This is a genomic window from Isoptericola jiangsuensis (assembly GCF_002563715.1).
Taxonomy (GTDB): Bacteria; Actinomycetota; Actinomycetes; order Actinomycetales; family Cellulomonadaceae; genus Isoptericola; species Isoptericola jiangsuensis.
The window spans coordinates 1,252,190-1,278,197 of record NZ_PDJJ01000001.1; the positions used below are offsets into that span (position 1 = coordinate 1,252,190).

Annotated in this window: 19 protein-coding genes; 18 read left to right on the top strand and 1 reads right to left on the bottom strand. The window is 75.2% G+C overall.

The window, feature by feature from the left end:
- Nucleotide 1: 1 nt before the first annotated feature.
- From ATJ88_RS18310 to ATJ88_RS05690, 16 genes are all read left to right on the top strand, one after another.
- A complete protein-coding gene (locus ATJ88_RS18310) occupies nucleotides 2-2,806 on the top strand; it encodes a hypothetical protein (RefSeq protein WP_098462978.1) in 2,805 nt (934 codons plus the stop codon).
- Nucleotides 2,803-5,541 carry an FtsX-like permease family protein gene (locus tag ATJ88_RS05620; RefSeq protein ID WP_098462979.1) on the top strand — a complete coding sequence of 913 codons (2,739 nt, stop codon included), beginning with the start codon at nucleotides 2,803-2,805 and terminating at the stop codon, nucleotides 5,539-5,541. The genes ATJ88_RS18310 and ATJ88_RS05620 overlap by 4 nt, the downstream gene beginning before the upstream one ends.
- A gap of 13 nt (nucleotides 5,542-5,554) precedes the next feature.
- The gene (locus tag ATJ88_RS05625; RefSeq protein ID WP_098462980.1) at nucleotides 5,555-6,433 is read left to right on the top strand and encodes an ABC transporter ATP-binding protein; all 879 of its coding nucleotides are present in this window, start codon (nucleotides 5,555-5,557) and stop codon (nucleotides 6,431-6,433) included.
- The gene (locus tag ATJ88_RS05630) at nucleotides 6,430-7,149 is read left to right on the top strand and encodes an ABC transporter ATP-binding protein (RefSeq protein ID WP_098462981.1); all 720 of its coding nucleotides are present in this window, start codon (nucleotides 6,430-6,432) and stop codon (nucleotides 7,147-7,149) included. The genes ATJ88_RS05625 and ATJ88_RS05630 overlap by 4 nt, the downstream gene beginning before the upstream one ends.
- A gap of 229 nt (nucleotides 7,150-7,378) precedes the next feature.
- The gene (locus ATJ88_RS05635; RefSeq protein WP_098462982.1) at nucleotides 7,379-9,001 is read left to right on the top strand and encodes a peptide ABC transporter substrate-binding protein; all 1,623 of its coding nucleotides are present in this window, start codon (nucleotides 7,379-7,381) and stop codon (nucleotides 8,999-9,001) included.
- 278 nt (nucleotides 9,002-9,279) lie between these two features.
- Nucleotides 9,280-10,206, top strand: coding sequence for an ABC transporter permease (locus ATJ88_RS05640; RefSeq protein ID WP_098462983.1), 927 nt, complete (start codon nucleotides 9,280-9,282; stop codon nucleotides 10,204-10,206).
- A complete protein-coding gene (locus ATJ88_RS05645; RefSeq protein ID WP_098462984.1) occupies nucleotides 10,199-11,179 on the top strand; it encodes an ABC transporter permease in 981 nt (326 codons plus the stop codon). Before ATJ88_RS05640 ends, ATJ88_RS05645 begins: the two co-directional genes overlap by 8 nt.
- On the top strand, nucleotides 11,176-12,921 hold the full coding sequence (locus ATJ88_RS05650; protein ID WP_098462985.1) for a dipeptide ABC transporter ATP-binding protein: 1,746 nt from the start codon (nucleotides 11,176-11,178) through the stop codon (nucleotides 12,919-12,921). Before ATJ88_RS05645 ends, ATJ88_RS05650 begins: the two co-directional genes overlap by 4 nt.
- Before the next feature lie 91 nt (nucleotides 12,922-13,012).
- A complete protein-coding gene (locus tag ATJ88_RS05655) occupies nucleotides 13,013-14,752 on the top strand; it encodes a BCCT family transporter (protein WP_245852160.1) in 1,740 nt (579 codons plus the stop codon).
- A gap of 54 nt (nucleotides 14,753-14,806) precedes the next feature.
- Nucleotides 14,807-16,717, top strand: coding sequence for a translational GTPase TypA (gene typA / locus ATJ88_RS05660; RefSeq protein WP_098462986.1), 1,911 nt, complete (start codon nucleotides 14,807-14,809; stop codon nucleotides 16,715-16,717).
- A 211-nt stretch (nucleotides 16,718-16,928) separates the two neighbouring features.
- Complete coding sequence (locus ATJ88_RS05665) at nucleotides 16,929-17,978, top strand: PIG-L family deacetylase (RefSeq protein ID WP_245852162.1); 1,050 nt, start codon at nucleotides 16,929-16,931, stop codon at nucleotides 17,976-17,978.
- A gap of 10 nt (nucleotides 17,979-17,988) precedes the next feature.
- Nucleotides 17,989-18,408 (top strand): DUF6113 family protein, encoded by a 420-nt coding sequence (locus ATJ88_RS05670; RefSeq protein ID WP_098462987.1) that lies wholly within the window; start codon nucleotides 17,989-17,991, stop codon nucleotides 18,406-18,408.
- Between the two features lie 87 nt (nucleotides 18,409-18,495).
- Nucleotides 18,496-21,264, top strand: a complete 2,769-nt coding sequence (locus ATJ88_RS18990; protein ID WP_281255239.1) for a VanW family protein — start codon at nucleotides 18,496-18,498, stop codon at nucleotides 21,262-21,264.
- Nucleotides 21,264-22,157, top strand: coding sequence for a hypothetical protein (locus tag ATJ88_RS05680; RefSeq protein ID WP_098462988.1), 894 nt, complete (start codon nucleotides 21,264-21,266; stop codon nucleotides 22,155-22,157). The genes ATJ88_RS18990 and ATJ88_RS05680 overlap by 1 nt, the downstream gene beginning before the upstream one ends.
- Nucleotides 22,154-23,092 carry a prephenate dehydratase gene (locus ATJ88_RS05685; protein WP_245852163.1) on the top strand — a complete coding sequence of 313 codons (939 nt, stop codon included), beginning with the start codon at nucleotides 22,154-22,156 and terminating at the stop codon, nucleotides 23,090-23,092. The genes ATJ88_RS05680 and ATJ88_RS05685 overlap by 4 nt, the downstream gene beginning before the upstream one ends.
- Nucleotides 23,089-24,078, top strand: a complete 990-nt coding sequence (locus tag ATJ88_RS05690) for a prephenate dehydrogenase (protein WP_245852164.1) — start codon at nucleotides 23,089-23,091, stop codon at nucleotides 24,076-24,078. The genes ATJ88_RS05685 and ATJ88_RS05690 overlap by 4 nt, the downstream gene beginning before the upstream one ends.
- 4 nt (nucleotides 24,079-24,082) lie before the next feature.
- Here ATJ88_RS05690 and ATJ88_RS05695 read toward each other — a convergent pair whose 3' ends face one another.
- A complete protein-coding gene (locus ATJ88_RS05695) occupies nucleotides 24,083-24,382 on the bottom strand; it encodes a DUF6725 family protein (protein WP_141538619.1) in 300 nt (99 codons plus the stop codon).
- Between the two features lie 73 nt (nucleotides 24,383-24,455).
- Between ATJ88_RS05695 and fdxA the strand changes: the two genes are divergently transcribed.
- Both fdxA and dapC read left to right on the top strand, forming a co-directional pair.
- Nucleotides 24,456-24,773, top strand: a complete 318-nt coding sequence (gene fdxA, locus ATJ88_RS05700; protein WP_068202303.1) for a ferredoxin — start codon at nucleotides 24,456-24,458, stop codon at nucleotides 24,771-24,773.
- A 7-nt stretch (nucleotides 24,774-24,780) separates the two neighbouring features.
- Entirely contained in the window at nucleotides 24,781-25,929 is a 1,149-nt protein-coding gene (dapC, locus tag ATJ88_RS05705) for a succinyldiaminopimelate transaminase (protein ID WP_098462992.1), read from the top strand.
- The last annotated feature ends 79 nt before the right edge of the window (nucleotides 25,930-26,008 follow it).

Consider the following 26,008-nt stretch of genomic DNA (forward strand, 5'->3'; position numbering starts at 1 on the left):
GATGCCGCTCGCGGTGCGGCGCGCCCTCGCCCGCCGCGGACTGCTGGGCCTGGTCGCCCTGCTCGTGGTCGCCGTCGCGGCCACGGGCGGGACGGCCGCCGGGACGTTCGTCGCGACGACGACGGCGTCCGCCCGGGCCGCGCTCGGCGGCCCCGACCCGGCGGGCCTCGTCGTCAGGACCCGGCTCGCCGCGGACCCCACGGCGCAGGAGGACCGGTTCCGCGCGACCGTGGACGACCTGTTCGCCGGTGCACCCGTGCAGGTGTCACGCGTCGAGTCGACCGCCGACGGGGACACCCCGTTCGTCACGTGGACCCTCGTCCCGGACGTCGGTGTGCTGCAGCCCGACGACCTCGCGGGCCTCGTCGCCGGCAGCATCGGCCTGCGCGACACGCTGCGGCGTGACGACGCCGTCGCGGTGCGGGGCGTCACCGTCACGGGCGACCTGGGGGAGCGGGCGGCGGTCGAGCACGCCGCGCTGGGGGCGGCCCGCGCCGTCGTCACCGTCCCGGCCCTGCTGCTGCTGCTCCTGAGCCTCGTCGCGCTGACGCAGGCGGGCCGGGTGCTCGCCGGGGCGCGGGAGCCCGAGGTCGAGCTGCTCGTGGCGCGCGGTGCCTCACCCCGGCGGCTCGTCGCGGGGGCCGCGGTCGAGGCCGTGGTCGTGGGCGGCGCCGCGGCCGTGGCGGGCGTCGCGCTGGCCGCTGCGCTCCTGACCGGGCGGGGACCGGGGACACCCGGGCCGGTCGCCGCGGCGGGAGCCGTCACCGCCGTCGCCGCCGTCGTGGTGCTCACGGCGGTCGCGGCCGCGCAGGCCCGCACGGTCGCGGCACGAGGCCCGGCCGACCGGTCGGGCCGGCTGCGGCAGGCCGCGACCGCGGGCACCGTCGTGGCCGTGGGGGTCGTCGCCGTGCTCGGCCTGCTGCGCCTGCGCACCCTGGGCTCCCCGGCCGTGACCGGCCCCGACGGCGTCACGGGGGACCCGCTGGCCGCGGCCGGTCCGGCCGTCGCCCTCGTCGCGCTCGGGACCGTCGTGCTGGCCGTGCTCGGTCCCGCGACCCGGGCGTGGGCGGCGCTGGCGGCGCGCGGCCGCGGACTGACCGGCGCCCTGGTGGCGCGTCGCACGGCTCGCGGTCTCCGGCTCGCGGTCGTGCCCGTCGTGCTGCTCGTGCTCGCCACCGGGTCGGCCGTCCTCGCGGGCGCGTACGGCGGCACCGAGCAGGCCGCCCGGCAGGCCGCCGCCGTGCTGGCGGTGGGGACCGACGTGCGGGCCACCGTGCCCGGGGGCGCGACCGTCGACCCGTCCGCACCGCCCCCGGACACGTCCCGGTTCGCCGGGCTGCCCGGCGCGGCGGCCGCCGCCCCGGCGCTGACGGGCGCCGCCACCGTCCAGGGCGCGGAGGTGGGCGCCACCGCCCTGCCCGCCGACCTCGTCCCCGCCGTGGTGGTCGCGCCCGGCGCCGGCGCGCTCGCCGCGTCCCTGCGCGGCTCCGACGTGTTCGGCGGCGCGCCCGTCCTGCCCGACGACGCCACCGCCCTCGTGCTCGAGCTGTCCGGCACCGCGGCCCCCGTCCCGACCGGCGCGCCCCGCGCCCCGACCGGACCCGGCGCGCAGGACGGGCCGGACGTCGCCGTCACGCTGTGGCTCGGCGCCCCGGACGGCACCCTGACCGCGCTGGACGCGGGGACGGCCACGCCCGGACCCCGGACGACCCGCGTCACCCTCACGGTGGCGGGCACGGACATCGCCCCGGGCGCACGGCTCGCCGCCGTCGGGCTCGACGTGGCCGCCGTGACCACCCCCACCCGCCTCGACCTCGCCGTGCGGTCGCTCACCGCCCGGACCCCGGCCGGGGACGTGCCCGTCGACCTCACGACCGGATGGACGTCCGTCGGCACCGTGCCCGCCGACGGCCCCGACGACGGCACGGCCGGGGAGCCGCGGCTCGCCGCGACCCTCGCACCGACCGCCCCGACCTGGGCCCGCCTCGTGGCCGTCGCCCCCGGGCAGGACGGCGGCGCCCCCGACCCCGTCCCGGCCGTGGTCAGCGCCGCCGCGGCCGACCGCTGGGCCGCCGCACCCGGTGACACGGTCGAGATCACGTGGGCGGGGACGCCCGTCCGGCTGGAGGTCGTCGGCACGGCCGACGCGATCCCCGGGCAGCGGCAGGCCGTCGGGGTCCTCGCCGACCTCGGCGCGCTGGACGCCGCCCTGCTGCGCACCACGCCCCGCCTGCCCCGCCCCGCCGAGGTGTGGGTCGCGGCCACCGACCCCGCGGCCGTCCCCGCGCTGGCCACCGCCGTCGGCGCCGAGGCGCACCGCCAGGGGGACGACCCCGGCACGGTGACCGTGACGACCACCGCCGACGCCCTCGGTGCGGACGCCGGGTCCCCCGTGGCCCGGGTCTTCCTCGTCGTGGCCGCCGGCGCCGTCGCGGTGGCGCTGCTGGGCCTCGCCGCCGTCGCCGTCACGACGACGGCGGGTCGTCGCGGGGACGTCGTCGTCCTGCGCGCGCTCGGTGTCGCACCGCGGGCCCAGGGCGCCGCCCGGGCGCTCGAGCTGGGGGTCGTCGCGCTCCTCGGCACGGCCGCCGGCCTGGCCGCGGGTGCCGGCGTCGCGGCGCTCGCCGTGCCCGGGCTCGTGGCCGGCGTCGTGCCGGGCGGCGGGGGACCGGTGGTGCTGCTCGCCGGTCCCGTCCTGGGAGCCGTCGGTGCCGCCGTCGCGGGTGCCGTCGCGGTCGCCGCCGGGGTCGCCGCCGTCGTCGCGGCGCAGGCGCGCGACACCGAGCACCGCCCGGAGGTGCGATGAGCCTGCTGCTCCTGGTGACCCGGCACCTGTGCACCGCCGTGGCGGCGTCCCTCGCGCTCGGCGTCGTGGCGCTCCTCGCGGCCGCGACGGCGTCCGCCGTGCCGCGCGCCGTCGCGACGATGCACGCCGAGCAGCTCGCCCACGCCGTCGCGGCGACCTCCGCGGTCACGCGGGACGTCGTCTCGGTCGACACGGCCTTCCCGGGCTACGGGTCCGCGTTCGCGCCGTACCACGGCCTCGACCTGGGGGCAGGGGACGCCGAGGTGGACCCGCCGCAGCCCGACCTCGACGGCTACCTCGACGGGCTGCGCGCCCTCGCGGCCGCCCAGCCGCAACCGCTGGCGGGCGTCCTGGGGGAGCCCGACGTGCTCGTCGACTCCCCGCGCGTGCGCACCGCGCTCCTCGACGGCAACGACGTCGCCGACCCGGGCGTGGTGCTGCGCGCCGGCGCGACGATCGACGACCAGGTCGACGTCGTGGCCGGGCGTCTGCCCCGTCCCACCCCCGTGCTCGCCGACCCGTCGGCGCTCCTGCCGGGGCCGGACGGCGTCGTGGACGTCGAGCCCGTCCCGGTCGAGGTCGCGATGTCGCAGGCCGCCGCCGACGAGCTGGGGTGGACGGTCGGCTCCGTCCACCCCACCGACGACCCCCTGCTGCCTCCGCTGCGCCTCGTCGGCACCTGGGAGCCCCGCGACGCCACCGCCGACCTCTGGCAGCACGGACCCCTCGCCGTGACCCCCGAGGTGCTGGTCGACCCCAACGTGGGTCGCATCGTCACCGCCGCGGTGCTGACCGACCCGGGCACCCTCGCCGCCTGGGTGGACGGCCCGACCGCCCGCACCTGGTACGCCGTCGACGCGACCGGCGTGCCCGCCGCCGGGACCGCGGCGCTGCTCGCCCAGCTCCGCGGCTTCACGGCCACCACCTCGAGCGTCGTCGAGGGCGACACCGCCGTGCTGCGGCCGGCCTCCGGGCTGGTCGACGTCCTCGCCACCACGCTCGGGCAGCGCCGCGGCGTCGACGCCGTCGTCGCGGTCCTCGCCGTCGGACCGGCCGGCGCGCTCGTCGCGGTGCTCGCGCTCGCCGCCCGGCTCGTCGTCGACCAGCGGCGCCGCGCCCTCGCGCTGCTGCGCGCCCGCGGCGCCTCCGGGACCTGGGCACGGGCCGTCGTCGCGGTCGAGGGGCTGGTGGTCGGGCTGCCGGGCGCGGCCCTCGGGCTCGCCGCGGGACTGCTCGTGGTCCCGGGCGCGCCCGGCACCGGGCAGGTCCTGGCAGCGCTGGCCTGCGGGGCCGCCCCCGCCGTCGCGCTCGCCCTGTCCGCCGGACCCGCCGGTCTGCGCGAGCGCCGGCACGACCTCGGGGGGAGCCACCCCGCGCACGCCCGCGCCCGGCGATGGGGCGAGGCCGCCGTCGTGGCCGCGGCCGCGGCGACCACGTGGCTCGCCCTCGACCGGGGCGTCGTCAGCGGCGCGGTCGACGGCCGTGGCCTCGACCCGGTCGTCGTGGCCGCGCCGCTGCTCGTGTCCCTCGCCGCCGCGCTCCTCGCGGTCCGTGCCGTGCCCCCGGTGCTGCACGGCGTGGAGCGGGCCCTGGCCCGCCGGCGCGACCTGGTCCCGTTCCTCGGCGCCGCCCGCGTGCGGCGGGACCCCGCCGGAGGGCTCGTGCCCGCCGTCGCGCTCGTCCTGGCGTTCGGCACCGCGTCGTCCGGCGTCGTGCTGGCCACCACCGTGCGCGACGCCGTCACCCACGAGGCGTGGGGCGAGGTCGGTGCGGACGTCCGCGTCGCCGGCCCCGCCGTCGACGACGCGACGCGCGCCCGGCTCGACGCCGTGGACGGCGTGGCCGCCGTCGCCACGGTGCGCGACGCCGGCCGCCTGCTGCTCGGCGACACCCCGGTGACGCTCTACGTCGCCTCCGGCGCCCTCGACCGCGTCCAGGCCGACGTGCCCGGCGCGCCCGAGGACCTCGACCGGCTCGGCACCGTCGACGGCACCCTGCCGGTCGTGGCCGCCGGCGACGTCGGCGCCGCCCGCACGCTCGCGGGCGCGGCCGGACCGGTGGGCGTCGACGTGGTCGACACCGTCGACCGACTCCCCGGTCTGCCGCCCACCACGGCCGCGCTGCTCGCCGACGCCGACGCCGCGGCGGCCCTGCTCGGCACCGGCGACGGGACGGCCCGCCTCGCGCTGTTCCAGCTCGACGACGACGCCGACCGGGCCGCCGTCGAGGCCGCCGTCACCGACCTCCTGCCGACCGCCGTGGTGGACGACCCCCTCGCCGGCGAGGAGGCCCTCCTCGCCACGCCGTCCGCCGCCGGGCTGCGGACGGCGTTCGTCGTGGCCGTGGTCGCGTCCGGACTGCTCAGCGCGGCCGCCGTCGTGCTGGCGCTCGTCCTCGGGACACCTGCCCGGACCCGTCTGCTCGCCGTCCTGCGCACCCTCGGCCTGCCCCGGGGCGCCGAGCGCGGGCTCGTGCTGTGGGAGGTCGGGCCCTGGGTCGGCGCCGCCCTGGTCACCGGTGCGGTGCTCGCCGTCGCGGTGCCCGCGCTCGTCGTGGGCATGGTGGACCTCGCGCCGCTGACGGGCGCCGACGCCGCGCCGTCGCTCGTCGTCGACCCGTGGTGGCTCGCCGCCCTGGTGGCGGCCCTGCTCGCGGTGGTGGCGGCCGGCGCCTGGCTGGCGGGGCTGCCGGGACGACGGCGCACCGCGGACCACCTGCGCGGCGGGACGGACTGATCTTGGAGGATCGATGAGCGACATCGTGTGCCGCGGGCTGGTGCGCATCTTCGCGACCGACGGGGTGGAGGTGCAGGCGCTGCAGGGCCTGGACCTCACCGTGGAGCGGGGCGAGCTGGTGGCCGTCGTCGGCGCGTCCGGCTCCGGCAAGTCGACGCTGCTCGGCATCCTGTCGGGCCTGGACACCCCGACCGGTGGCTCGGCGGCCGTGGCGGGCGTCGACCTGTCCACCCTGACCCGTGCCGGGCGGGTGGACTTCCAGCGGCACCGGGTGGGGTTCGTGTGGCAGCAGACGTCCCGCAACCTGCTGCCCTACCTCACGGCGGCGCAGAACGTGCGGCTCGTGCTGGACGTCGCGCGCACCCCTCGTGCCGAGCGGGCGTCCCGCACGGCCGAGCTCCTGGACCTGCTCGCGGTGGGGGACGTCGCGGACCGCCTGCCCGGTCAGATGTCGGGCGGTCAGCAGCAGCGCGTCGCGATCGCCGTCGCGATCGCCAACGCGCCGCAGGTGCTGCTCGCGGACGAGCCGACGGGCGAGCTCGACGAGGCGACCAGCGTCGAGGTCCTCGAGGCGCTGCGCGGCGTGAACGAGGCCACCGGCGTGACGACCCTCGTGGTCACGCACGACCCGACCGTCTCGGGGCACGTGGCCCGCACCGTGCAGATCCGCGACGGCCGTACCTCCACCGAGGTGCTGCGCCGCACCGAGACCGGCGCCGACGGCACGCAGACGCACGTCGCGCAGGAGTACGCGGTGCTGGACCGGGTGGGCCGGCTCCAGCTCCCGCACGAGTTCGTGGAGGCGCTCGACCTGCGCGACCGGGTGCGGCTCGCGCTCGAGCCCGACCACGTGCAGGTCCGGCCGGACCGTGACGAGGAGGACCCCCGATGACCACGGACCGGACACCGGCACCCGGCTCCCGGCCGGACCCCGTGCTGCGCTGCGCGGACGTCACCCGGACCTTCGGGCGGGGCGACGCCCGCGTGCACGCCCTGCAGGGGGTGACGCTCGGCGTGCGGCCCGGCGAGCTGCTCGTGGTGCGCGGCCCGTCGGGTTCCGGCAAGACGACGCTGCTCCACGTCCTCGGCGGGCTCGACGCGCCCACCGCGGGCCGGGTCTGGCTGGGGGAGCGGGAGCTGACGGCGCTGCCCGCCGACGACGTCCTGGCGGCCCGCCGCGACGAGATCGGCTACGTGTTCCAGGCGTTCGGGCTGGTGCCGGTGCTGTCCGCGGCGGAGAACGTGGAGGTGCCGCTGCGGCTGCGGCGGGTGCCGCCCGCCGAGCGGGCCGCCCGGGTGGCCGACGCCCTGGAGCGGGTCGGGCTGGCCGGGCACGCCGACCAGCGGCCGTACGAGCTGTCGGGCGGGCAGCAGCAGCGGGTCGGCATCGCGCGCGCCCTCGTGGCGGCGCCCCGGGTGCTGCTCGCCGACGAGCCGACGGGACAGCTGGACTCGGCCACGGGGCGGCGGGTGATGGACCTGCTGCGCGAGCTGGTGCACACCGCCGGCACGGCCGCCGTCGTGACCACGCACGACCCGGAGCTGGTGGCGCGGGCGGACCGCGTGGTGGACCTGCACGACGGGTCCCTGCGCACGTCCGACCGGTGATTGTGACGCAGGTCACACCACTTCGCCCACGAAACCGCTTGCGCTGGTCGTGATGTGTCAGGCGCGTTCCAATCAGGTCACGATCGGGCCAAGCGCGCCCCACAGGTGACGGGGGCCACCTTATGAGGGGTTAGGCTCCTTCGCGATCGTGCCGCGAGTGCAGACCCGCACCCGCGAACAGCAGACCCGGGCATCACCCCGGGCCGTGCACACCTACCCAGGAGGACACGTGACCCCTCGTCGACTTGCAGGAATCGGGGCTTTCACCCTTGCCTCGGCGCTCCTGCTCTCCGCGTGCGGCAGCTCCGGCTCCGACGACTCCGACTCGGCCGCGACCGGCGACGACGCCGCCGCCGGCACGGGCATCGTCTCGGTCAGCAGCGGTGAGCCGCAGAACCCCCTGACCCCCGGCATGACCAACGAGGTCTACGGCGGTCTCGTGGTCAAGAACATCTACTCGGGCCTCGTCTACTACGACGCGGACGGCGCCATCCAGAACGAGGTCGCGGAGTCCATCGAGTCCGAGGACAACAAGACCTGGACGATCACCCTCCAGGACGGCTGGACGTTCTCCGACGGCACCCCCGTCACCGCCAGCTCCTTCGTGGACGCCTGGAAGTACACGGCGAACCTCGAGAACGCCCAGAACCAGCAGTACTTCTTCAACGGCTTCGAGGGCTTCTCGTTCGAGGAGAACTCCGACATCGCGGTGGAGGCCACCGACGACCTGACGATCACCGCGGAGCTCTCGGTCCCGTCGGCCGACTTCCCGCTGTGGCTGGGCTACTCGGCGTTCTACCCGCTGCCCGAGTCGTTCTTCGAGAACCCCGACTCCTTCAACGAGGAGCCCGTCGGGAACGGTCCCTACGTCATCGACTCGTGGACGCACGACCAGGAGATCAGCCTGGTCCCGAACGAGTCCTACGAGGGCCCCCGCACGCCGGCCAACGGCGGCCTGGACCTCGTCGCCTACACCGAGGAGGACACCGCGTACAACGACCTCCTCGGCGGCAACCTCGACGTCCTGCCGAACGTCCCGTCGTCGGCCTTCGCGACCTTCGAGGACGAGCTGGGCGACCGCGCCGTCAACCAGCCGGCCGCGCTCATCCAGGTCGTCAACGTGCCCGAGTGGCTGCCCGAGTTCCAGGGTGAGGCCGGCGTCATGCGTCGCCAGGCCATCTCGCTGTCGATCGACCGCGACACCATCACCGAGCAGCTCTACAGCGGCTCGCGCACCCCGGCCAAGGACTTCACCTCGCCCGTCATCGACGGCTACTCCGAGGACATCCCGGGCTCCGAGGTCCTCACCTACGACCCGGAGCAGGCCAAGGAGCTGTGGGACGAGGCCGAGTCCATGGACCCGATCGGCGACTACACGCTGAACATCGCCTCCAACGCCGACTCGGACCACCAGGACTGGATCGACGCGGTCTGCACCACGATCCGTCAGGACCTGGAGATCGGCTGCGAGTTCGCGCCCTACACCACCTTCGACGAGTTCCTCGACGCCCGTGACAACGGCAAGGTCGAGGGCCTCTTCCGCGGTGGCTGGCAGGCCGACTGGCCGTCGATGAGCAACTTCCTCGGCCCGATCTACGGCACCGGTGCCGGCTCGAACGACGCCCAGTACTCCTCGGAGGCGTTCGACGCCAAGCTCGCCGAGGCCGCCGCCGCCCCGGACACCGACACGGCGACCACCCTCTACAAGGAGGCGCAGGAGATCCTGTTCGCCGACCTGCCCGGCATCCCGCTCTGGTACCAGAACGCGACCGGCGGCTACAGCGAGAACGTCGAGAACGTGGCGTTCGGCTGGGACAGCGACCCGATCCTGTACCAGATCTCCAAGCAGTGACGCCGACCCGGGCCGGTCGTCGCGGGGGTCGATCACCGCGATGACCGGCCCGGGCCACCGAGCGGTCGGCACGGTCCTGCCCGGACCGCCGCCGACCGCTCGTCGCGCGGGCGGGGAGGCCCCACGGGCCTCCCCGCCCCACCGCTGTTCCCGCGGCCCCACCGGGCCGCGCCCGACGGCCCCCACCGGGGCCGCACCTCGCGGCCTGACCGGGCCGCAGCACCGTGCAACCCGTAGCCTGGGGTGATCCCTCCGGGCCCACGAGGAGAACTTTTCGCATGCTCTGGTATCTCGGACGCAGGCTCCTGCAGGTGATCCCTGTGTTCCTGGGGGCCACCCTCCTGCTCTACGCCCTGGTGTTCCTGCGCCCCGGCGACCCCGTGGCCGCGCTCGGCGGCGAACGTGGTCTGCCCGAGGCGGTGCAGGACCAGATCCGCGCCGAGTACAACCTGGACCAGCCGTTCATCGTCCAGTACCTGCTGTTCCTCAAGGGCGTCGTGACGCTCGACTTCGGCGTCGACTTCCGTGGTCGCGAGATCTCCGACGTCATCGCCAGCGCGTTCCCCGTCACGATCCAGCTCGCCCTCATGGCGCTCCTCATCGAGGCCGTCTTCGGCATCGCCTTCGGTCTGTGGGCCGGCATGCGCAAGGGCGGCATCTTCGACGCCACGGCGCTCGTCGTCAGCCTGTTCTTCATCGCGGTCCCGACGTTCGTCGTCGGCTTCGTCATGCAGATCGTCGTCGGCGTCAAGCTCGAGTGGCTGCCCGTCACCGCGGGACGAGATCCCGACGTCGTCAGTCTGCTGATGCCCGCCATGGTGCTCGCGGCGACGTCGTTCGCGTACGTCCTGCGCCTGACCCGCACGTCGGTCGCGGAGAACCTGTCCGCCGACTACGTGCGCACCGCCCGTGCTCGCGGCCTGCGCCGGTCCCAGGTGACCGGCCGCCACGTGCTGCGCAACTCCCTCATCCCCGTGGTGACGTTCCTCGGCGCCGACATCGGTGCGCTCATGAGCGGCGCGATCATCACCGAGGGCATCTTCAACATCAACGGCGTCGGCGGCACGCTCTACGACGCGATCACCCGCGGCGAGTCCATCACCGTCGTCTCGCTCACCACCGTGCTCGTGCTCGTCTACATCGGGGCGAACCTCCTCGTGGACCTGCTGTACGCCGCCCTCGACCCGAGGATCCGCTATGCCTGAGAACCGTTACGACGCCCCGGGCGCGCCGGTCACCACCCCGCGACCCGGCCAGGAGCGCTACACCGCCGCCTTCGACGAGGGCGGGCTCGGCGCCGTCGACGCCGTCAAGACCGACGAGGCCCCCACCAGCCTGTGGCGGGACGCGTGGCACCAGATGCGGCGCCGCCCGCTGTTCTGGGTCGCCGGCGTGATCATCGTCGTCGTCGTGCTGGTCGCGGCGTTCCCGTCCTGGTTCACCTCGCTGGACCCGCGCCTCGACTGCAACCTTGCCGACGCGCTCGGCGGCCCCGAGGCGGGCCACCCGTTCGGGTTCGACCGCCAGGGCTGCGACATCTACACCCGCACCATCTACGGCGCCCGTGCGTCGGTGGTCGTCGGCGTGCTCACCACCCTCATGGTCGTCGTCATCGGCACGGCCATGGGTGCCATCGCCGGGTACTACGGCAAGTGGTTCGACACGATCCTGTCGCGTACCACCGACATCTTCTTCGCGATCCCGCTGGTCCTCGGCGCCATCGTCATCATGTCGCTGTCGCAGAACCGGACGGCCTTCACCGTCGCGTTCGTGCTCGCGATCTTCGGCTGGCCGCAGATCGCCCGCATCACGCGCGGCACCGTGCTGTCGGTGAAGAACAACGAGTACGTCACGGCCGCGAAGTCGCTCGGCATGGGCAAGGGCAGGATCCTGCTCCAGCACGTGCTGCCCAACTCGGCCGCGCCGATCATCGTCTACGCGACCGTCGCGCTCGGCCAGTTCATCGTGGCGGAGGCCACGCTGAGCTTCCTCGGCATCGGTCTGCCGCCCTCGACGGTGTCCTGGGGCGGTGACATCTCCGCCGCGCAGGCCGCGATCCGCACCGCGCCGGAGATCCTGCTCTACCCGGCCGCCGGGCTGGCGATCACCGTGCTCGGATTCATGATGATGGGCGACGTCGTGCGCGACGCCCTCGACCCGAAGGCTCGCAAGCGATGACGACCCAGATCACCGTGACCGAGGGCGACGGCCCGGACCGCTCCGTCGACCCGAACACGCCCCTGCTGGAGATCCGGGACCTGCAGATCTCCTTCACCACCGCCGTCGGCGAGGTCCAGGCCGTGCGCGGCGCCGACCTCACCGTCTACCCCGGCCAGAGCGTCGCGATCGTCGGCGAGTCCGGCTCCGGCAAGTCGACGACCGCCGCGGCGATCATCGACCTGCTGCCCGGCACCGGCCGCGTCACCGGCGGGTCCATCAAGTTCGCCGGGCGCGAGCTCGTCGGTGCGACTCGCAAGGCCAAGGAGGCCCTGCGGGGCCGCGAGATCGGCATGGTCCCGCAGGACCCGATGTCGAACCTCAACCCGGTGTGGCGCATCGGCACCCAGGTCACCGAGGCCCTCAAGGCCAACGGCTTCCAGGGCAGCAAGGCCGACCTGCGCGCCCGCGTCGCCGAGGTGCTCGCCGAGGCCGGCCTGCCCGACGCCGAGCGTCGCGCGCGCCAGTACCCGCACGAGTTCTCCGGCGGCATGCGCCAGCGCGCGCTCATCGGCATCGGCCTCGCCTCGCGTCCGCGCCTGCTCATCGCCGACGAGCCCACCTCGGCGCTCGACGTCACCGTGCAGCGGCAGATCCTCGACCACCTCGGGGACATGACGCGCGACCTCGGCACCGCCGTGCTGTTCATCACCCACGACCTGGGCCTGGCCGCCGAGCGCGCCGAGCACCTCGTCGTGATGTTCAAGGGCCGCATCGTCGAGTCGGGCCCCGCCCGCGAGATCCTCGCCGACCCGCAGCACCCGTACACTCAGCGCCTCGTCGCCTCCGCCCCGTCCCTCGCGTCGCGCCGCATCCAGGTCGCGCACGAGGCCGGGCAGGAGTCCGAGGAGCTCCGCGCCCACCACGGCGACGTCGAGCAGGCCGCGACCGGGCCGAAGGACGTCGTGGTGGCGAAGAACCTCACGAAGGTCTTCCAGATCCGCGGCTCCCGCCCCGGCTCGACGACCGACTTCAAGGCCGTCGACGACGTGTCCTTCACCCTCGGGCGCGGACGCACCCTCGCGCTCGTGGGGGAGTCGGGCTCCGGCAAGTCCACGGCGGCGAACATGGTGCTCGGCCTGCTCGAGCCCACCTCCGGCACCGTCGAGTTCGACGGCGTGGACGTCGCCTCGCTCAACACCAAGGAGGCGTTCGCGTTCCGGCGCCGCATCCAGCCGGTGTTCCAGAACCCGTACGGGTCGCTCGACCCCATGTTCTCCATCTACCGCTCGATCGAGGAGCCGCTCAAGCTGCACCGCGTCGGGTCGGCGAAGGAGCGCGAGAACCGGGTCCGCGAGCTCCTCGACCTCGTGGCGCTGCCGCAGTCGGCCATGCGGCGGTTCCCCAACGAGCTGTCCGGCGGCCAGCGCCAGCGCATCGCCATCGCGCGAGCCCTCGCCCTCAACCCCGAGGTCGTCGTGCTCGACGAGGCGGTCTCCGCCCTCGACGTGCTCGTCCAGGCGCAGATCCTCGAGCTCCTCGACAAGCTGCAGACCGAGCTCGGCCTGAGCTACCTGTTCATCACCCACGACCTGGCCGTCGTCCGCCAGATCGCGGACGACGTGGTGGTCATGCAGTCCGGCAAGGTCGTCGAGCAGGCCAGCACCGACGAGGTGTTCGACAACCCCCGCGAGCAGTACACGCGCGACCTCCTCGCCGCCATCCCCGGCGCGGGCCTGGTCGGCGACCAGATCGCCGGCTGACCCCGCACCACGCAGGACGCCGACGGGCCACCGGCCCGTCGGCGTCCTGTTGCGTTTGCCGGTCGGGGCGAATCGGGTGAAGGTGACGGACATGGCACGCCGATCGACCCTCGCCCCGACCGTGTTCTACCCGGCCGCCGGCCTGATCCTGCTCTTCGTGCTCGCGGCGGTGATCTTCACCGACTCCGTCGCGGCCGTCATGGACACGCTCCAGGCGAGCGTCATCAGCGCCTTCGGCTGGTACTACGTCGTCGCCGTGGCCGCGTTCGTCATCTTCGCGATCTTCGTCGGGCTCAGCCGGTTCGGCGAGATCACGCTCGGCCCCGACGACGAGGAGCCCGACTTCCGGCTCCCCGTCTGGTTCGCGATGCTGTTCGCCACGGGCATGGGGATCGGCCTCGTCTACTACGGCGTCGCCGAGCCGCTGTCCCACTTCGTGTCCCCGAAGCCCGGCGTCGGCGGCGAGGAACCCGCGCTCGCCCAGGCGGCCGTCGGGCAGACCTACGTGCACTGGGGCCTGCACGCCTGGGGCATCTACGTCGTCATCGGGCTCGCGCTCGCCTACGCCATCCACCGCAAGGGCCGCCCCGTCTCCATCCGCTGGGCCCTCGAACCGCTCCTCGGGGACCGCGTCAAGGGACGCCTCGGCGACGTCATCGACGTCCTCGCTATCTTCGGCACCGTGTTCGGCGTCGCGACGTCCCTCGGCCTCGGCGTCCTCCAGGTCGCCGCGGGCCTCGACTACCTCGACGTCGCCGACCCGTCCACCGCCCTCGAGATGGGCCTCATCGCCGGCATCACCGCCCTCGCCGCACTGTCCGTCGCGTCCGGCCTCGAACGCGGCATCAAGTGGCTGTCCAACGCCAACATGATGCTCGCCGGCGTCCTGGCCCTCTCCGTGCTCGTCCTCGGCTCGACCCTGTTCCTGCTGCGCGAGTGGGTGCAGTCCATCGGCTACTACCTGCAGAACGTCATGTTCCTGACGTTCGACACCCTCGCGTTCCGCGGCGCGGAAGGCCTCGCCTGGGAGTCCGACTGGACGATCTTCTACTGGGGCTGGTGGATCTCCTGGGCGCCCTTCGTCGGCCTCTTCATCGCCCGCATCTCCCGCGGGCGCACCGTGCGCGAGTTCGTGCTGGGCACCCTCCTGGTCCCGATGGTCGTCACCACGATCTGGTTCAGCATCTTCGGCGGGTCCGCCATCCACCAGGAACGTGCCGAGCCGGGCTCCATGCTCGACCCCGTCACCGGCGCCGTGAACACCGACACCGCGATGTTCCAGCTGTTCGAGCACATGCCCGGCGGCGGGACGTGGATGGCGATCGCCGCGATGGTGCTCGTCGTCGTGTTCTTCGTGACGTCCTCCGACTCCGGGTCGTTCGTCGTCGACATGCTCTCCCACGGCGGCGACCAGAACCCGCCCCTGTGGTCGCGTCTCTTCTGGGCGGTGCTCCAGGGCGGCGTCGCCGCGGCCCTGCTGTTCGCCGGCGGCCTCCAGTCCCTCCAGACGGCGTCCATCCTCACCGCCCTGCCGTTCTCCGTCGTCATGGTCGGGATGGTGCTGTCCGTCTGGAAGGCGCTCGACGGCGAGTACAAGGAGATCACCCGCGCCGAACGACGCCTGCGCCGCCGCGAGCTCACCGAGCACGTCACCGAGCAGGTCACGGAGCACGTGACCGAGCACTTCGGCCAGCTCACCGGCCAGGTGCCCGTCTTCACCAGGACGCGAGAGGACGACGGCGACGGTGCTCCGGCCCGCCGCAGGCGCGTGCTGCCACCCCGTCGCCGACGTGAGGGATCTGACGAACCGCCGTCGGACACCTCCGGGTAGGATGGACCGGCCCCGGACTCCCGGTGCCGCCCTCCCACGGAAAGAGAACCGTAGATGTCTGTGCGCTCCGACCTGCGCAACGTGGCGATCGTCGCCCACGTCGACCACGGCAAGACGACCCTCGTGGACGCCATGCTGCGTCAGGCAGGCGCCTTCTCCGAGCGCCAGCAGGTCGACGACCGGGTCATGGACTCCGGCGACCTCGAGCGCGAGAAGGGCATCACGATCCTCGCGAAGAACACCGCGGTGCGGTACGCCGGCCCGGCCGCCGCCGCCGCGGGCGAGCCCGACGGCATCACCATCAACGTCATCGACACCCCCGGCCACGCCGACTTCGGCGGCGAGGTCGAGCGCGGCCTGTCCATGGTCGACGGCGTCGTCCTCCTCGTCGACGCGTCCGAGGGCCCGCTCCCGCAGACCCGCTTCGTGCTGCGCAAGGCGCTCGCCGCCAAGCTGCCCGTCATCATCGTCGTCAACAAGGTCGACCGCCCCGACTCGCGCATCACCGAGGTCGTCGCCGAGGCCACCGACCTGCTGCTCGGGCTCGCCTCCGACCTCGCCGACGAGGTCCCCGACCTCGACCTCGACGCCGTCCTCGACGTCCCCGTCGTCTACGCGTCCGCCAAGGCCGGCCGCGCGTCCGTCGAGCAGCCCGCCGACGGCGCCCTGCCCGCCAACGAGGACCTCGAGCCGCTGTTCTCCACCATCCTGCAGAACATCCCGGCGCCGTCCTACGACGAGGACATGCCGCTCCAGGCGCACGTCACCAACCTCGACGCGTCGCCGTTCCTCGGCCGGCTCGCCCTGCTGCGCATCTTCAACGGCACCCTGCACAAGGGCCAGACCGTCATCTGGGCCCGCCAGGACGGCACCCAGCGTCCCGTCAAGATCACCGAGCTCCTCGAGACCAAGGCGCTGGACCGCGTCCCCGCCGAGTCCGCCGGCCCCGGTGACATCGTCGCCGTCGCCGGCATCGCCGACATCATGATCGGCGAGACCCTCACCGACGTCGACGACCCGCGGCCCCTGCCGCTCATCACCGTCGACGACCCCGCCATCTCCATGACCATCGGGATCAACACCTCCCCGCTGGCCGGCAAGGGCGGCAAGGGCCACAAGGTCACGGCCCGCCAGGTCAAGGACCGCCTCGACGCCGAGCTCGTCGGCAACGTCTCCCTCAAGGTCCTGCCGACCGAGCGTCCCGATGCCTGGGAGGTCCAGGGCCGTGGCGAGCTCGCGCTCGCCATCCTCGTCGAGCAGATGCGTCGCGAGGGCTTCGAGCTGACCGTCGGCAAGCCGCAGGTCGTCACCAAGGACGTCGACGGCAAGCGCCACGAGCCGATGGAGCGCATGACCATCGACGTGCCCGACGAGTACCTCGGCGCCGTCACCCAGCTCCTCGCGCAGCGCAAGGGCCGCATGGAGACCATGTCGAACCACGGCACCGGCTGGGTCCGCATGGAGTTCGTCGTCCCCGCCCGCGGCCTCATCGGGTTCCGCACCAAGTTCCTCACCGAGACCCGCGGCACCGGCATCGCCTCGTCGCTCTCCGAGGGCTACGAGCCGTGGCACGGCCCCATCGAGTCCCGCGCCACCGGCTCGCTCGTGGCGGACCGCGCCGGCGTCGTCACGCCGTTCGCGATGATCAACCTCCAGGAGCGCGGCTCCTTCTTCGTCGACCCCACCCAGGACGTCTACGAGGGCATGGTCGTCGGCGAGAACTCGCGCAACGAGGACATGGACGTCAACATCACCAAGGAGAAGAAGCTGACGAACATGCGGTCCTCGACCGCCGACAACTTCGAGAACCTTGTGCCGCCGCGCAAGCTCACCCTCGAGGAGTCCCTCGAGTTCGCCGCCGAGGACGAGTGCGTGGAGATCACCCCGGAGATCGTCCGCATCCGCAAGGTGCACCTCGACGCCACCGAGCGCGCCCGCGCCGCGGCCCGGGCGAAGCGCGCCTGATCCTGTGGTGAACCCGACGGGGACGCCGGGACCCTCGTCGCGAGGCGGCCATCCGGCCGCTCGTACCTCGCGACCTCCCGCCAGGCCCGACCAGCCTCGCGACGAGGGTCCCGGCGTCCCCGTCGTCGTCGGGTCCGGTGCGGCGCCGGCTCCGGACACGGTCAGCGACGGCGGGTCCCCGTCCCTCGGGACGGCCGCCTGCGACCCGAGCGTGCCGCTCGCGGCAGTCCCCGTGGCGGACGACGGCGGGCTCCCGTCCGTCGATCCGGGCGTGGGGCCGCTGCTGGCGGTGCACGCGCACCCCGACGACGAGACGCTCGCCACCGGCGCGCTGCTCGCCGCCTGGGCGGCCGCGGGGGAGCGGGTCACCCTGGTGACCTGCACCCGCGGCGAGCGCGGCGAGGTCATCGACACCGCCGCCCACCCCACCGGGCTCGCCCACCTCGAGGGCGAGGGGCCCGCGCTGGCCGCCCACCGCGAGGTCGAACTGTCCGCCGCGCTCGCCGCGCTCGGCGTCACCGACCACCAGTTCCTCGACCAGGTGCCCGGCGCCGACGAGCCGGGGTCCGGGCCGGCCCGCTTCGAGGACTCCGGCATGGCGTGGGTCGCACCCGGCATCGCCGGACCCGCACCCGACTCCGGCCCCGCGGCGTTCGCCCGCGTCCCCCTCGACGACGCCGCCGCACGGCTCGCCGCCGTCGTGCGCGAGCGCCGGCCCGCCGTCGTCGTCACCTACGAGTCCGGCGGCGGCTACGGGCACCCCGACCACGTGCGCGCCCACGACGTCACCGTGCGCGCCGTCGAGCTCGCCGCCGACCCGGCCGCCCCCGTGGCCGGTGCGCCCTGGACGGTCGAGCGGTGGGAGGTCGTCGCCCCCGCCGACGCCCTCCGGGCCGCCCGACGCGGGCTGGCCGCCGACCCGGGTGTCCGTCGTCTCGTCGCCGCCGGGGCGTCCGTCGCGGACCCCGACGGCGTGCTGCCGCCCGTCGCCGTGGACCACGCCGCCGAGGCCGCCGTCGTCGCGGACCCGCGTGGCGCGGCCGTCACCACCGGTCACCGGCCCGGCACCGTCCTCGCGCTCGACGTCGCCCCCGTCCTCGACCGCGTCCTCGCCGCCCTGCGCGCCCACGCGACCCAGGTGCAGCACGTCGCCGCGCTCGACGCCCCCGGCGTCGTCGCCCGGTACGCCCTGAGCAACGACGAGGTCGCCCCCCTCCTGGCGACCACCCACCTGCGCGTCGCGCACCCGCCCCGCCGGTAGGCTCGGCCCGGTGAGCCCCTCCGCACCGCACCACGCCCAGACCCCGGGCACCCGGCCCGGCGCCCTCGCGCTGACCGGACGCGTCCTCCTGGCTCTGCTGCTCGGCGGCGCGATCGGGCTCGTCGGCACCCTCACCCACCGCAGCACCTGGGGCGACCTGCCCGCCGGGCTCGTCCTCGCCCTCGTCATGACGCTCGCCACCGCCGTCATGTGCCGCGCCTGGACGGGCATCGGCGCCCTCCTCGCCGCCGGGGCCGGCTGGCTGGTCGTCGTCCAGCTCCTCGCGACCGACGGACCCGGCGGAGACGTCCTCGTCCCCGCCGACGTCACCGGGTACGTGTGGACCTACGGCGGGCTCCTGCTGTTCGCCGTCGCGGCGTTCCTGCCCGCCCGTTGGTTCGCGGACCAGGCGCCGGACGGACCCGAGTAGGATCCTGTGCTGGCGTGGCGCCGAGCCGCGTCACGACCGTCCCGGGGCCCACGAGCCCCTCCCCAGTTCAGCACGGAGCGTGTGTCGATGGGCCAGCCGACCGACGGCGACGAGAACCTGCACCCGGGCGGGTCGTCCCCCGACAGCGCGGCGACACCGCCCGCCGCACCCCCGCAGGCCGGTGCGCCCGGCCCGGGCGCGTCGAGCGCGGCGACGCACCCCGGGGCGGGCCCCGCCGCGGCCGCGGCACCCGCCCCGCCGCAGCGGACCCCGCTGCCGCAGCGGCGTCCGGCCGCGGACGCCCCTGCCGGCCCGGCGTCGCCCACGACGGCCTCCACGAACTCGCCCCAGCCGCCGTCCGCGAGCCCTGCGCCGGGTGCCGCGCCCACCGCGCCCGCGAGCCCGGGCGCGCCGTCCTCCTTCGCGCCCCGCCCGGCCGCCCCTCCGGCCTCGCCGGCGGGCGCCGCCTCGCCGGCCACCGCGTCGTCACCCTCCCGTCCGGCACCGGGCGCGCCCGCGGCCTCCCCGACGGCGGCGTCCTCGCCGGCCGCCGCGTCGTCACCCTCCCGTCCGGCACCGGCTGCCGGACCTGCGGCGTCGTCCGCACCGGCGCCGTCCGCACCGACCTCACCGGTCCCGGGATCGGCCGCCGCGCAGGCCGCGGCCACCTCCACGGCTGCGTCCGCCGCGTCCGCGCCCGGCGGCGGGCCGCGTCAGGGCGCGCCGGAGGCTCCGGCCGCAGCCGCTCCGACGGCTCCGGGCGGTCCTGCGACGCCGTCCTCGTCGGCGCCGGGCCCGTCCGTCGCGCCCGCGCCCGCGCCCGCGCAGCCGACGGCGCCGGCGCAGCCGGCCCGGCCCGCGCAGCCGACCCGGCCCGCCCAGCAGACGCCGGTCGCCGCGGCCGGTGCGCGCCCGAGCGCGGACGACGACGAGACCCCCTACCAGCCCTCCGTCCGGGCGTACGAGCAGCGCCGCATCGGCGTCGTGTCCGCGCCGGCGGTCGACGGCCTGCCCACGGGCGCCCCGACCGAGGCGATCCCGGCGGTGGCGGCAGCGTCCGGGACGGGCGGCACCCCGCCCACGTCGGGCAGCCCGCTGGAGGGCCTGACCGGTGACGGCGCCCCGAGCCGGCTGCCGCGCGTGCTCCTCGGCGCCGGGCTCGGGGTCGTCGTCCTCGCCGGCCTGTACGCCGGTGCCCAGTGGTTCGTGGCGGACGACGTCGCGCAGGGCACCACCGTCGCCGGGGTGGACGTGGGCGGGCTGTCCGCCGACGAGGCCGTCGCCGCGCTCGACGCGGAGCTCGGTCCCCGCGCCGTCGAACCGGTGCCCGTCCGCGCCGGTGACGCCTCGGGCACGCTGGACCCCACGGCGGCCGGGCTGACGCTGGACGCGCAGGCCACCGTCGACTCCGTCACGGGCTTCACGCTGGACCCGGGCCGCCTGCTCGACCACGTCGTCGGCGGCGACGCCGTCGCCCCCGTGGTGGACGTCGACCGCACCGCCCTCGGCGGCGCCGTCGAGGCCACCGCCGCGTCCCTCGCGAAGGAGCCGGTCGACGGCACCGTCCGCTTCACCGGCGGCGAGCCCGTCGCGACCGACCCGGAGGACGGCACCTCCGTCGTCGTCGACGCCGCCGAGGACGCCCTGGTGGCGGGCTGGCTCGTCACCACCGGCGAGATCGAGCTCCCCGTCGAGGCGGTGCCGCCGGCCATCGACCAGGCGGACACCGACGCGGCGCTCGCCGAGGCGGAGGAGGTCGTGTCCGGTCCGGTCACCGTGGAGGTCGGCGGGCAGAACCCCGAGCTCCCCGCGCGCGTGCTGGCCCGTTCCACGTCGTTCGTCGCGCAGGAGGGCGAGCTCGTCACGACGTTCGACGGCGACCGGCTCACCAGCGCCGTCGTCGAGCGGACGAACGACCTCCTGCAGGAGCCGGACGACGCGCACTTCGAGTTCTCCGGCGGCGAGCCCGTGATCGTCGGCGGGCAGACCGGCACCACCCTGGACCCCGCGCAGGTCGCGGACTCCGTGGGCGAGGCGGCGACGTCCGACGAGCGCACGGCCGCCGTCGAGCTGGTCGAGCAGGACCCGGAGGACACCCGGGACTCGCTCGCCGAGCTCGGCGTCGACGAGGTGATCTCGGAGTTCTCCACCCCGCTGACCAGCGAGCCGATCCGGACCAAGAACCTCATCCGTGGCGCCGAGCTCGTCAACGGCACGCTGGTGAAGCCCGGCGAGACCTTCTCCCTGGTCGACACGCTGTCGCCCATCGAGGTCTCCAACGGCTACTTCGCGGCGGGCGTCGTCAACAACGGCATCCACTCCGACGCCGTGGGCGGCGGCCTGTCCCAGATGGCGACCACCACGTACAACGCGGGCTTCTTCGCGGGCTTCGACGACGTCGAGCACCGCCAGCACAGCTACTGGTTCAGCCGGTACCCGGCAGGGCGCGAGGCCACGATCTACGTCGGCTCGATCGACATGAAGTTCAAGAACGACACCCCGTACGGCGCGCTCATGCAGGCGTACGTCTCGGGCGGACGCCTGCACGTGAAGGTCTGGTCCACGACGTACTACGAGGTCGAGGCCAGCGACTCCGGCAAGCAGAACGTCGTCCCGGCCTCCACGATCGACCGGTCCGGCGACGCCGGCTGCGAGGCGTACCCCGGCGGCGAGGACGGCTTCGACATCACGGTGTACCGCAAGGTCTACCTCGAGGGCGAGCTCGTCAAGGACGAGTCCGACTACTGGCGCTACAAGCCCGACGACGCGGTGAGCTGCTCCGCGTCCCGCGCCGAGGACCGGCAGGACAAGGACGACCGACCGGGTGACACCGAGAAGAAGGACGGGGACGACTGATGCTCGGACGCACCTCCCGCGAGTCGCCGGTGCACGCCGCGCTCGCCGCCCACGAGCACGGCTGGTCCGGCGTCGCCGCGGGGTCCCCGGTCGCTTCCGCCGTGCCCGACGAGTCCGTCGAGCTGCTGGACCTCGGCACGACCCAGCAGGCGCTCGCCACCGTCGCCGACATCGACGACCTCGCGGCCGTGGTGCACCTCGGCCACCCCGAGCAGCCGTCGCCGTCGCTGGAGCAGGCGCTGCTCGACGGCGACCGCTCGCTCATCGTCACCGCCGCCGTGACCGTCGCGCCCCGGTGGGTGTGGGTCTCCCCGCGCCCGGGCGGCGGCGCCGGGCAGGTCGTCGTCGACGAGGCGGGGGTCCGTGACTGCGCGGACGTGCTGCGCGCGATGGGTGTCAGCCCGCGGCTCGTGCCCACGGCGACCACCCTGGAGGAGCGGGTCGCGCTCGTCGGCGAGCACGGGTCGCTCGTCGTCGAGGACACGCGCGTCCCCGTCGGCTGGACCCCGATGCCGGGCAGCGACCGGCTGGGGGAGCGTGGACCCGTCTGGTACGGGCTGCTGGAGTCGCGCGACGACTGGCCGCGCTTCACGGAGCCGGCGCAGGTGTGGCTCGCCTTCGGTCCGTCCGACGACCACCGCGGCTCGCTGCGGCACACCCTCGCCGTCATCGACGACGCGGGCGTCGACCTGCAGCACCTGCGCAGCCACCCGTCCGCGCAGGGGCCGCACGTGTTCTTCACGTCGTTCCGCTGCCCGTCGGTCGAGGCCCTCGACCGGCTCGTCGCGGAGCTCGACGCCCGCGGCGTCGCGCACCGCACCCTCGCCGTCCTGCCCGGCGGCCACTTCGAGCCGGGCCCGGACCCGCTGGTGCCGCGGTGGGCCGGCGCGTGAGGGTCGCGTACCTCGGCCCGGAGGGGACGTTCACCCACCAGGCCGTCCGCACCTGGGCCGCGTCCCGCGTCCCGGTGCCCGGCGACGTCGAGGCCGTCCCGCTGACCGCGGTCACGGCCGTGCACGACGCCGTCGCGGACGGCGCCGCCGACCTCGGCGTCGTCGCGATCGAGAGCTCGGTCGAGGGGTACGTCGTACCGTCGGTCGACATGCTGCTGGGCAGCGCCGACGTCGTCGCCGTCGACGAGGTCGTGCTCGACGTGTCCTTCGACGCGTTCGTCCGCCCCGGGCACGGCACCCTCACCGAGATCACCGCGCACCCCCACGGGCTCGCCCAGTGCCGCCGGTTCGCCGCCGCGCACGGCCTGGCCGACGTGCCCGCGTCGTCGAACGCCGCGGCCTGCCGGGACGTCGCGCCGCACCAGGTGGCCCTCGGTCCCCGGCTGTGCGGCGAGCTCTACGGGCTCGACACCCTCGCCCGGCGCGTCGAGGACTTCCCGGGCGCCCGCACCCGGTTCCTCGTGCTCGACCGGCGGTCGCGGGCCCGCGCACGGCTCGCCGCCACCACCGCCGGCTCGTGGCGCACCCTGGTCGCCGTCACCCCCGTCGTCACCGGCCCCGGCGTCCTCGCCCGCGTCACCCGGACCTTCGCCGAGCGCGGCGTCAACATGTCCAGCCTCGTCACGCGTCCCCTCAAGGCCCGCGAGGGGCAGTACGTGTTCGTCGTGACGCTCGACGCGGCGCCCTGGGACGACCCGGTGCGCGACCTGTTCGCCGACCTCCTGGCCGCCGGTGACGCCCTCAAGGTGCTCGGCGCCTACCCGGCGGCACCGGGCGAGGGCGGCCTCGACGGCGTCCTCGCCGATCACGCCCCCACGGGCAGCGTGCGCGCCCACGACGGCGCCGGATCCGTCGCCGAGGGCCTGCTGTGGTGACCGGCCCCGGGCGGGTCGCCGTCGTCGGCCTCGGGCTGATCGGCGGCTCCCTCGCTCGGCTGCTGCACCGCCGCGGGGTCGACGTCGTCGCGACCGACGTCGTGCCCGCCTCCCGCGAGGCCGCCCGCCGGGCCGGGCTCGTCGTGGCGGACGACGTCACGGGCTGCGTCACGGCCGCCGACCTCGTGGTGCTCGCCGTGCCGCTGCGCGTCATGGGTGTCGTCGCCGAGCAGGTCGCCGGGGCCGCGCCCGCCCACGCCACCGTCACGGACGTCGGCAGCGTCAAGGGCCCGGTCCGGGACGCCGTGCGTGCCGCCGGGCTGGGGGACCGGTTCGTCGGGGCGCACCCCATGTCCGGCACCGAGCGCAGCGGGTTCGACGCCTCCAGCGACGACCTGCTCGACGGCGTCGCCTGGGCCATGACCGTCGACGACCCGACCACCACCGACCGGGACCGCCTGCTCGCCGTCCTCGCCCTGGTGACCGGCGTGCTGCGGGGACGTGTCACGGTCGTCACCGACGACGTCCACGACGAGGCCGCGGCGCTCGTCAGCCACGTGCCGCACGTCCTGGCGACCCAGCTCCTCAACACGGTCGCCGGCGCGCCCGTGCGGCACGTCGCGCTGCGGCTCGCCGCGGGGAGCTTCCGCGACGGGACCCGGGTGGCGTTCAGCGACCCGGCCCGCACCGAGGCGATGGTCGCCCAGAACGCCGGCTGGGTGGCGCCCGCGCTGCGCAAGGTGGTCCGGGACCTCGAGCTGCTCGTCGAGGCCCTGGAGACGAACGGCGGCACGCACGGCTTCTTCCACGGCGCCGACGACCTGCGCGCCGCCGGACGGCCCGGTGCCGCGCACCGTGAGGACGGGCGGGAGCGGCTCGGGACCGCGGGGGAGTGGCCCGCCGCGCTCGTCGAGCGCTGCACCGCGGGAGCCGTCGTCGTGGGCGTCGACGAGGGCGCCCTGGAGCTCGAGGCGCCGACGCCCTGACGCGTCAGTCCGCGGCCGGGCGCCCCCGGCGCTGCGGGCGAGGACCGAGCCGCCGGACCGCGACCACGGACGTCGCAGGGACCCGGACCTCCTCGTCCGCGCGGGGGTCGGTGCGACGGGCGGGGTCGCGGCGCAGGGTGAGACCGTCGGCGTCCACGGCGACGACGACGCCGATGACGTCGGTCCACCGCCGTCCGGAGCGTCGTGCCTCGTCCGGGTCGAGGTCGGCCCGGACCACGACCCGGTCGCCCACGGCCGCGTCTCGCCAGTCGGACAGGTGCGTATCGTCGTGCGGGTCATCCACGTGAGCGATACTAGAGTTCCCCTCGTACCACCGGAGCTCTCTCCGAACCCGCCACCCCTGGAAGGTGCCCGCAGTGACCTACGTGATCGCTCAGCCGTGCGTCGACGTCAAGGACAAGGCGTGCATCGAGGAGTGTCCCGTGGACTGCATCTACGAGGGCTCCCGGTCGCTCTACATCCACCCCGACGAGTGCGTCGACTGCGGCGCCTGCGAGCCCGTGTGCCCCGTCGAGGCCATCTACTACGAGGACGACGTCCCCGAGGAGTGGAGCGACTACTACAAGGCCAACGTCGAGTTCTTCGACGACCTGGGCTCCCCGGGCGGCGCCGCCAAGATGGGTCTCATCGAGAAGGACCACCCGGTCATCTCCGTCCTGCCCCCGCAGGCCTGAGGCCCGGATGGGGCTCGCCGACCTCACCGGTCTGCCGTACCCGTGGGACACGCTCGGTGACGTCCGGGCCACGGCGGCCGCCCACCCCGGCGGCATGGTCGACCTCTCCGTCGGCACGCCCGTCGACCCGACGCCCGCCGTCGTCCAGGAGGCGCTGCGCGCCGCCGCGGACGCCCCCGGCTACCCCCTGACCCACGGCTCCCCGGCGCTGCGCGAAGCCGTCACCGACTGGTTCGCGCGGCGCCGGGGCGTGCCCGGGCTCGACCCCGCCGGCGTCCTGCCCACCCTCGGCTCCAAGGAGCTCGTCGGGCTGCTCCCGTCCCTCCTGCGCCTCGGCGCCGGGGACGTGGTCGTGCACCCCGAGATCGCGTACCCCACCTACGACGTCGGGGCGCGCCTCGCCGGCGCCACCCCGCTGCCCGTCGGGGGCGTCGACGACTGGGCCGACCGCACCGACGTGCGCGTCGTCTGGGTCAACTCCCCGTCCAACCCCACCGGTGCCGTCGCCGACGTCGACGAGCTGCGCGCCGTCGTGGCCGCCGCCCGCCGCGTCGGTGCCGTCGTCGTGGCCGACGAGTGCTACGCCGAGCTCGCCTGGGAGGGCGACGCCGTCGGCCCCGACGGCAACGCCCGGGTCCCCAGCCTCCTCGACCCCCGCGTCACCGGGGGGAGCACCGACGGGCTGCTCGTCACCTACTCGCTGTCCAAGCAGTCGAACGTCGCCGGCTACCGGGCCGCGTTCGTCGCCGGCGACCCCCGCCTCGTTGCGGACCTGCTCGCCACCCGCAAGCACCTCGGCATGATCGTGCCCGCCCCCGTGCAGGCCGCCACGATCGCCGCGCTCCGGGACACCGACCACGTCGTCGAGCAGCGCGAGCGCTACCGCCGCCGCCGGGCCGCGCTCCTGCCCGCCCTGCGCGCCGCCGGGCTCGTCGTCGACCACTCCCAGGCCGGCCTCTACCTGTGGGTGCGCGCCGCCGACGACCACCCGGCCGGCGCCACCTCCCGCGACCTCGCGCGACACTTCGCGCGGTGGGGGATCCTGGTCGGACCGGGCGAGTTCTACGGCCCCGCCGGTTCCCGGCACGTCCGCGTCGCGCTCACCGCGAACGACGACGCCGTCGCCACTGCTGTGGCCCGCATCACACCATCTTGACTCCGGGATTGGAACCACATGGGATTGGAGGGTAGTTTCATCCGCAGGCCGAGGCTGCTCTGTGATGACACCGCCCCCG

Excerpts from the sequence above, each read along its gene's own strand:
- ATJ88_RS18310 (WP_098462978.1), top strand. The coding sequence starts at position 2 with ATGCCGCTCGCGGTGCGGCGCGCCCTCGCCCGCCGCGGACTGCTGGGC.
- ATJ88_RS05620 (WP_098462979.1), top strand. The coding sequence starts at position 2,803 with ATGAGCCTGCTGCTCCTGGTGACCCGGCACCTGTGCACCGCCGTGGCG.
- ATJ88_RS05625 (WP_098462980.1), top strand. The coding sequence starts at position 5,555 with ATGAGCGACATCGTGTGCCGCGGGCTGGTGCGCATCTTCGCGACCGAC.
- ATJ88_RS05630 (WP_098462981.1), top strand. The coding sequence starts at position 6,430 with ATGACCACGGACCGGACACCGGCACCCGGCTCCCGGCCGGACCCCGTG.
- ATJ88_RS05640 (WP_098462983.1), top strand. The coding sequence starts at position 9,280 with ATGCTCTGGTATCTCGGACGCAGGCTCCTGCAGGTGATCCCTGTGTTC.
- ATJ88_RS05645 (WP_098462984.1), top strand. The coding sequence starts at position 10,199 with ATGCCTGAGAACCGTTACGACGCCCCGGGCGCGCCGGTCACCACCCCG.
- ATJ88_RS05650 (WP_098462985.1), top strand. The coding sequence starts at position 11,176 with ATGACGACCCAGATCACCGTGACCGAGGGCGACGGCCCGGACCGCTCC.
- ATJ88_RS05655 (WP_245852160.1), top strand. The coding sequence starts at position 13,013 with ATGGCACGCCGATCGACCCTCGCCCCGACCGTGTTCTACCCGGCCGCC.
- typA (WP_098462986.1), top strand. The coding sequence starts at position 14,807 with ATGTCTGTGCGCTCCGACCTGCGCAACGTGGCGATCGTCGCCCACGTC.
- ATJ88_RS18990 (WP_281255239.1), top strand. The coding sequence starts at position 18,496 with ATGGGCCAGCCGACCGACGGCGACGAGAACCTGCACCCGGGCGGGTCG.
- ATJ88_RS05680 (WP_098462988.1), top strand. The coding sequence starts at position 21,264 with ATGCTCGGACGCACCTCCCGCGAGTCGCCGGTGCACGCCGCGCTCGCC.
- dapC (WP_098462992.1), top strand. The coding sequence starts at position 24,781 with ATGGGGCTCGCCGACCTCACCGGTCTGCCGTACCCGTGGGACACGCTC.